The sequence below is a fragment of the uncultured Bradyrhizobium sp. genome (genome assembly GCF_936928535.1).
In the GTDB taxonomy this organism is placed as follows: Bacteria; Pseudomonadota; Alphaproteobacteria; order Rhizobiales; family Xanthobacteraceae; genus Bradyrhizobium.
On record NZ_CAKZHY010000140.1, the window covers coordinates 1 to 6,687 of the forward strand.

Genomic DNA, 6,687 nt, shown 5'->3' on the forward strand with positions numbered 1-6,687 from the left:
GACGTGTCAACCATGTCTCCGAACACCTGTCAGTCATGTCTCCGGACTGAACACTGCGCTCGCAATGACGGAAGAACAGTTGGTTACGGCCGGTCCGGATGGTTCAGCATGTATTCGCCGAGATCGCGCTGACGACGGTCGGAACGGGCGAGCGCCGCATTGCGCTGGACGTCGCGGTCCTTGCGGCAGGCCACATATTCGGGCGAGCCGGCCGCGAGGCCGCGGCTCTGGCACACCGCATCATCGTCGTCGCCACCCATTGCCGTCGGCGTCTGGTAACGCCCCGCGCAGGCGGAGAGAGCGAGGGCGAGGCCCACGACAGCGAGCCGTCGCGGCGCGGTGGCGAGTGACATAGTAAGTCCCCTGTTGGCCGGCCCTGTTTAGCGCGGAATGAGGAGATTGTAAGTCCACCCCCCTCACACCCGCCCCTTCAGCGCCTCCCCGATCTCATCCAGCGCCTTGGGATCCTCGATCGTGGCGGGCATGGTCCAGGCTTCGCCGTCAGCGATCTTCTTGATGGTGCCGCGCAGGATCTTGCCCGAGCGCGTCTTGGGCAGGCGGCCGACGGTGATGGCAAGCTTGAAGGCGGCGACGGGGCCGAGCTTGTCGCGCACCAGCGCGATGATCTCCTTCTCGATCTCGCCGGGAGAGCGCTTCACGCCGGCTTTCAGCACCAGGAAGCCGCAGGGCACCTCGCCCTTGATCGCATCCTTGACGCCGAGCACGGCGCATTCGGCGACATCGGGATGCGAGGCCAGGATCTCTTCCATGCCACCGGTGGAGAGCCGATGGCCGGCAACATTGATGATGTCGTCGGTGCGTCCCATGACGAAGACGTAGCCGTCCTCATCCTTGTAGCCGGCATCCGAGGTTTTGTAGTAGCCGGGGAATTCGGTCAAATAGGCTTCCTTGAAGCGTGCATCCTGATTCCACAGCGTCGGCAGGCAGCCCGGCGGCATCGGCAGCTTGATCACGATCGAGCCCATGGTGTTCGCAGCCACGGGCTTTGCGGCTTCGTCCACCACATCGACCTGGTAGCCGGGCATCGGCACCGTCGGCGAGCCGTGCTTCACCGGCAATTGGCCGAGGCCGACCGGATTGCCGGCAATGCACCAGCCGGTTTCGGTCTGCCACCAATGGTCGATCACGGGCACCTTGAGCTGCTGCTCCGCCCATTCCACCGTCGGCGGATCGGCGCGCTCGCCGGCGAGGAACAGCGTGCGGAATTTCGATAGATCATATTGTCGGATGAATTTTCCGTCCGGGTCCTCCTTGCGGATGGCACGGAACGCGGTCGGTGCGGTGAAGAGGGCGACCGCCTTGTGCTCGCTGATGACGCGCCAGAACGCGCCGGCATCGGGCGTGCCGACCGGCTTGCCCTCATACATGATCGAGGTCGCGCCGTGCAGCAGCGGGCCATAGACGATGTAACTGTGGCCGACCACCCAGCCGATGTCGGAGCCGCACCACCAGACCTCGCCCGGCTTGACGCCATAGAGGTTGAACATCGACCATTTCACCGCGACCAGATGCCCGCCATTGTCGCGCACGACACCCTTGGGAATGCCTGTCGTTCCCGAGGTGTAGAGGATGTAGAGCGGATCGGTGGCTGCGACAGGGACGCAAGGCGCCTTCTTGCCGTCGTTCATCGCCTTGCGGCGCAGGCTCGCCCAATCGTAATCGCGCTTCGGCGTGAGGGCGCAAGTCAGCTGCGGACGTTGCAGCACGACGCAGGCCTTCGGCTTGGCGCTCGCGAGCTTGATCGCCTCGTCCAGCAGAGGCTTGTACTGCACGATGCGGCCGGGCTCGATGCCGCAGCTCGCCGAGAGAATGAGCTTTGGTTGCGCATCGTCGATGCGGGTCGCGAGTTCCTTGGCGGCAAAGCCGCCGAACACCACGGAGTGCACCGCGCCGATGCGCGCGCAGGCGAGCATCGCGACCACGGCCTCCGGCACCATCGGCATATAGAGGATGATGCGGTCGCCCTTGGCGACGCCAAAATCCTGCATGATGGCGGCGAGCGCCTGCACCTCGGCCAGCAGTTCGGCGTAAGTGAATTTGGTGACGGTACCAGTCAGCGGCGAATCATGGATCAGCGCGACCTGATCGGCACGGCCAAGTTCGACATGGCGGTCGAGCGCATTGTAGCAGGTGTTGACGACGCCGCCGGTAAACCAGCGGCCATAGACGCCTTGAGAGGCATCGAAGATCTTTTTCGGCGGCTCGATCCAGTCGATCTCCTTCGCCGCCTCGGCCCAAAAGCCCTCGGGGTCCGCCAGCGAGCGCGCATGGACCTCGTGATAGAGACTTTTCCCCTGGACGTTCATTCCCGGCGCTCCCGTTCCCTTTGATGGTCTCGCCTTGACCTGACGACAGGACGAAAGTCCCGCCATGACAGGGATCAAGTGCCGACCTTGTTTGAGGGGTATTTTCCCAGGAACGGGCCGCGGTTCAAGCTGAAAAGAACTCATCATCTTCTCCCTCTCCCCGTTCTTACGGGGAGAGGGTCGGGGTGAGGGGCTGCTTCCACAAAAACGGTGACAATTGGACTCGCGGAGAGTCCCCCTCACCCGGACTCCGCGCTTTCAGCGCGCATTCCGGCCTCTCCCCGCAAGCGGGGAGAGGCGAAGAGGACTCGCGGCTCACCCTTCCATCGCATTCAGCCGCAGCAAACGGTCCTGCATGACCTTCTTCAGATCGTAGCCGGGGCGGCGGAAGCTGGCGTCGCGGGTGGCGAGGAACTCGTGCTGGGATTTGCGCAAGTCCGCCGCTGCGCGTCGGCTCATCGATTTCAGCACGCGCTCATAGGCCTCGGCGAGTTGGCGGTCGAGCGCACCCAATTGCGGATCGGCGCAGATCACCTTCTCCACCTCGCGCCTGGCTGAGCTGCAATCGAACGACGGGCCGTTGCCGGAATTCGCGGCGAGCGGATTCGGGGTCTGGGCGCCAAACCTGGCGATCTCCGCCATCATGGTGCGGCGGCCGTCCGCGGCGTTGGTGTTGCCGGGGTCGAGCCGCAGCGCGGCTTCGTAATCGGCCAGCGCCTTCTTGCGCTCGCCCATCTTGGAGTAGAGCACGGCGCGGTTGTTGTAGGTCTTCGCGAAGTCAGGATCGAGCTTCAGCGCGGCCTCGTAATCGCCGAGCGCTGCACCGAACTCGCCCTTGAACTGGTAGGAATCGCCGCGGTTGGTGAAGAAGTTCGCCCGCGGCGCCAGCCGCAGCGCCTGGTCGTAATCGGCGATCGCCTTGTCGTAATCTTTCATCGCGGCATAGGTGAGCCCGCGATTGTCGTAATATTCCGGCACCTTCGGATCGATCCTGATCGCCTCGCTGTCGTCGGCGACGGACTTGTCGAGCTGGCCGAGCTTTTTGTAGGCGGCGCCGCGATTGGTATAGCTGCGCGCCCGGTTGGGATCGAGCCGCAGCGCCTCGCTGAGGTCGGCAACCGCCTTGTCATTGTCGCCGTTGAGATAGTAGGTCGCGCCGCGATCGGACCAGGCCTGCGCATAATCCGGTTTCAGCTTGATGGCCTGGTCGTAATCGGCGATCGCGCGATCGAACCGGTGCTGATTGGTGTAGGCGACACCGCGCTGCTCGTAGGCTTCCGCATCTTTCGGATCGAGCTCGATCGCCTTGCTGAGATCGGACGTGGCACGGTTGAGATCGCCGCCAGCCTCCCGCAACAGATTGCCGCGCAGCCGCCAGGCACGCGCATTCTTGCCGTCGAGTGCGATGGCGCGGTCGATGTCCCGCAGCGCCGGCGTCAGGCCGCTTGATGTCCGCGCATTGGCGTCGGCCCGCACCAGCAGGGCCGCGACGCGATCGGAATTCGGATTCGAGGTCTGGTCGATGATGGCGCTGCACGCCGAGATGATGTCCGCCGGCGCGTCTTTACTGCCCATCACGCAATCGGCGGCCGCCGCCGGCGCGACGAGCGCAAGGCTCATCGCGGCACTGAGGAAGAAGGCGCGAAGGGAGGGGTTTGCGAACGGGAACATTTGCGCGGAAGGACGCGTGCCGCACATGGGAAAGGCTCCGTGACATCGGGTTCTCACAGAAGTCGCGGCGGAGGGAGAGCCGGTTCAAATTCGGGGCCTGTCAGGGACGCACCGCCGTCTCACCCCCTCGCCCCGCTCGCGGGGAGAGGCGAAGACCGCCATACTAATACCCGTCCACCCCATTCAGCTTTTGCAGCCGCTCCTGCATCGCTTTTTTCAAATCATACCCGGACCGGCCGAACCCGGCATTGCGACGCGCGATGAAATCATCCTGCTCGCGCTGGAGCTTCTTTGCCTCGCCCGCATCCCGCGCCTCGCGGATCACGCGCGCGTTCGCCGCATAAACCTCGCGGTCGAGATCGGCGAGCTCGCGATTGGCACAGATGGCCTTTTCGACGGGGCGGCGCGCGCCGGCGCAATTGAAGCTGGGCTTGCCGGCGACCGCCATCTGGGCACCGATCCGCTCGAGCTCGCGCGCCATGGCCTTGTGATTGGCCCTGGCCTTTTCGTGGTTCGGATCGATCCGGAGCGCTGCGCCGAAATCCTGCACCGCCTTGGGCTTGTCGCCCTTCTTCAGCCAGAGCTCGCCACGTGCGTTGAAGACGTCCGCGAGCGTGGGATCGAGCTGGAGGGCACGGCTGTCGTCGGCGATGGCGCGGTCGATCTGGTCATGCCGCGCAAGAAGCGCGCCGCGCGCGATCAGTGCCTTGACCAGATCGGGCTTTGCCGTCTTCTCGTTGTCGATGACGGCGGCGCAGGCCGGGCCTGCCTTGTCCATGTCATCGGCGGCGGCAGCAGTGAGGCACGCCGCGACGTCGATCTGCACGACGGCGGCCGGCTCGCCGCCGGTCGCGGCATGGGTTGCGGCGGACGAGAGCGCTGAAAACACGAGGCCTGCCGACATCTGAATGAGTTTGTGAAAACGCATGCTCGTTGCAGTTGGAAAGTCTTGCCTTGAGGCCGCACTATCCATCATACGGCCGGATTGGTGCTAGCCTGTGGCGCTGCTCATATCGGTTTCGGGGATCGTCGTGTCGACATTCGAATGGATCATCGCGCTACTGCTCGGCGCCGTTGCCTTATCGGCGCTGGCGCGGCGGATCAAGGTCCCCTACCCGACCTTTCTCGCCATCGGCGGCGCGCTGATCGCCTTCGTGCCTGATAGCCCGTCCTGGACCCTCGATCCCGGCCTGGCTTTGGCCCTTTTTGTCGCACCGGTGCTGCTGGATGCGGCATTCGATACGTCGCTGCGCGACCTGCGCAACAACTGGGTTCCGGTCTCGACCCTTGTCGTGGCCGCAGTCGGCCTGACCACGGTTGGCGTCGCCTATGTCGCGCACCGGCTGTTCCCCGACATGCCCTGGGCCGCTGCCGTGGCGCTCGGCGCCATCGTGGCGCCGCCGGATGCCGCGGCCGCCGTCGCGATCCTGAGCCAGGTGAAGCTGCCCTATCGCATGGTCAAGGTTCTCGAGGGCGAGAGCCTGCTCAACGACGCGAGCGCGCTGCTGATTTATCGCATCGCCGTCGGTGCCGTCGTCATGGAGCACCTGAAATGGAGCGAGGTCGCGCCGACGATCGCGCTGGGCCTCGTCGGCAGCGTGCTGGCCGGCCTTGTCGCGGGGCGAATCATCCCGCCCATCATGGAGCGGGTGAGAGAGGTGCCGAGCGCGATCATCGTGCAGTTCGCCACCACCTTCTTGATCTGGATCGGCGCCGAGCATCTCGGCCTCTCCGGCATCCTGACCATCGTGGTCTATGCCATCACCATCGCGCGGTCGGCACCCGCGCGCATGCCGGCGCGACTGCGCGTGCCGTCCTACGCGGTGTGGGAGACGACGGTGTTCGTCCTCAACGTGCTCGCCTTCATGCTGATCGGCATGCAGATGCGACCGATCTGGATGAAGCTGGACAGTGACGTGCGCTGGGAATATTGCGTGGCCGCAGCCTGGATCCTGGCGACGGTCATCCTGGTTCGGCTGCTCTGGATCACGTTCTACCGCACCACGTTGCGCCTGCTGATCGCACGCGGGATCTATCACCCCAAGGATCCGAAGCAGGTCGCTTCGCCCAAAGGTGGCCTCATCATCTCCTGGTGCGGCATGCGCGGCCTCGTCACGCTCGCCACCGCCTTTGCACTGCCGGAAAACTTCCCCTATCGCGACTTCATCGTCTTCATCGCCTTCGCGGTGGTGCTCGGCTCGCTGGTGATCCAGGGCTTGACGCTGCGGCCGCTGATCCTGGCTTTCGGCCTGAAGGACGACGACCCCGTCGGCGTCGAGGTCGCGCGCGCCCGCGCCATCGCCTATCGCGCTGGGCTCGATGCGATCGAGGACGATCCGTCGGAAGAGGCTGAAATCCTCAGGCTCGAATACCGCGCCATCCTGATGCAGGCCGATGACGATCCGCATGGCGGCATCCCCAACGGCGAGCTCCCCGCCGATCCCCTGCGCCGCCGCGCCATCGAGGCCGCGCGCAAGTCGATCTTCCATCTCCGCAGCACCGAAGTGATCGGCGACGACGCGTTTCACCGGCTGGAGGAGGAGCTCGATCGGGCGGAGCTGAGCGCGGGGGGATGAGGTTTGCGACATGCCGGACACAAACTCCGATGTCGTCCCGGACAAGCGAAGCGCAGATCCGGGACCCATATGTGGACGGCCCCCGTGGCACAAGAGCTTTGTCAGGTTTGATC

General features: G+C 64.9%; 5 protein-coding genes. 1 reads left to right on the plus strand and 4 read right to left on the minus strand.

Translation table 11 applies throughout. From position 1 onward, the window contains the following. Positions 1 to 83: 83 nt before the first annotated feature. The 4 genes from Q0687_RS27720 to Q0687_RS27735 form a co-directional block, all read right to left on the minus strand. On the minus strand, positions 84 to 353 hold the full coding sequence (locus Q0687_RS27720) for a hypothetical protein (protein WP_298884183.1): 270 nt from the start codon (positions 351 to 353) through the stop codon (positions 84 to 86). A gap of 63 nt (positions 354 to 416) precedes the next feature. Further along, positions 417 to 2,327: a propionyl-CoA synthetase gene (locus Q0687_RS27725; RefSeq protein ID WP_298884185.1), complete on the minus strand. Its 1,911-nt coding sequence runs from the start codon at positions 2,325 to 2,327 to the stop codon at positions 417 to 419. Positions 2,328 to 2,642: 315 nt separating this feature from the next. Then, a complete protein-coding gene (locus tag Q0687_RS27730; protein ID WP_298884188.1) occupies positions 2,643 to 4,025 on the minus strand; it encodes a tetratricopeptide repeat protein in 1,383 nt (460 codons plus the stop codon). A 136-nt stretch (positions 4,026 to 4,161) separates the two neighbouring features. Then, entirely contained in the window at positions 4,162 to 4,926 is a 765-nt protein-coding gene (locus Q0687_RS27735; RefSeq protein ID WP_298884191.1) for a tetratricopeptide repeat protein, read from the minus strand. A 70-nt stretch (positions 4,927 to 4,996) separates the two neighbouring features. On the opposite strand from Q0687_RS27735, the gene Q0687_RS27740 reads away from it, so the two are divergent. Beyond that, positions 4,997 to 6,574: a sodium:proton antiporter gene (locus Q0687_RS27740; protein WP_298884193.1), complete on the plus strand. Its 1,578-nt coding sequence runs from the start codon at positions 4,997 to 4,999 to the stop codon at positions 6,572 to 6,574. The last annotated feature ends 113 nt before the right edge of the window (positions 6,575 to 6,687 follow it).

What these genes read in the sequence shown, in the direction of transcription:
- Q0687_RS27730 (WP_298884188.1), bottom strand. Translation starts at nt 4,025, where the DNA reads ATGTGCGGCACGCGTCCTTCCGCGCAAATGTTCCCGTTCGCAAACCCC.
- Q0687_RS27720 (WP_298884183.1), bottom strand. Translation starts at nt 353, where the DNA reads ATGTCACTCGCCACCGCGCCGCGACGGCTCGCTGTCGTGGGCCTCGCC.
- Q0687_RS27725 (WP_298884185.1), bottom strand. Translation starts at nt 2,327, where the DNA reads ATGAACGTCCAGGGGAAAAGTCTCTATCACGAGGTCCATGCGCGCTCG.
- Q0687_RS27735 (WP_298884191.1), bottom strand. Translation starts at nt 4,926, where the DNA reads ATGCGTTTTCACAAACTCATTCAGATGTCGGCAGGCCTCGTGTTTTCA.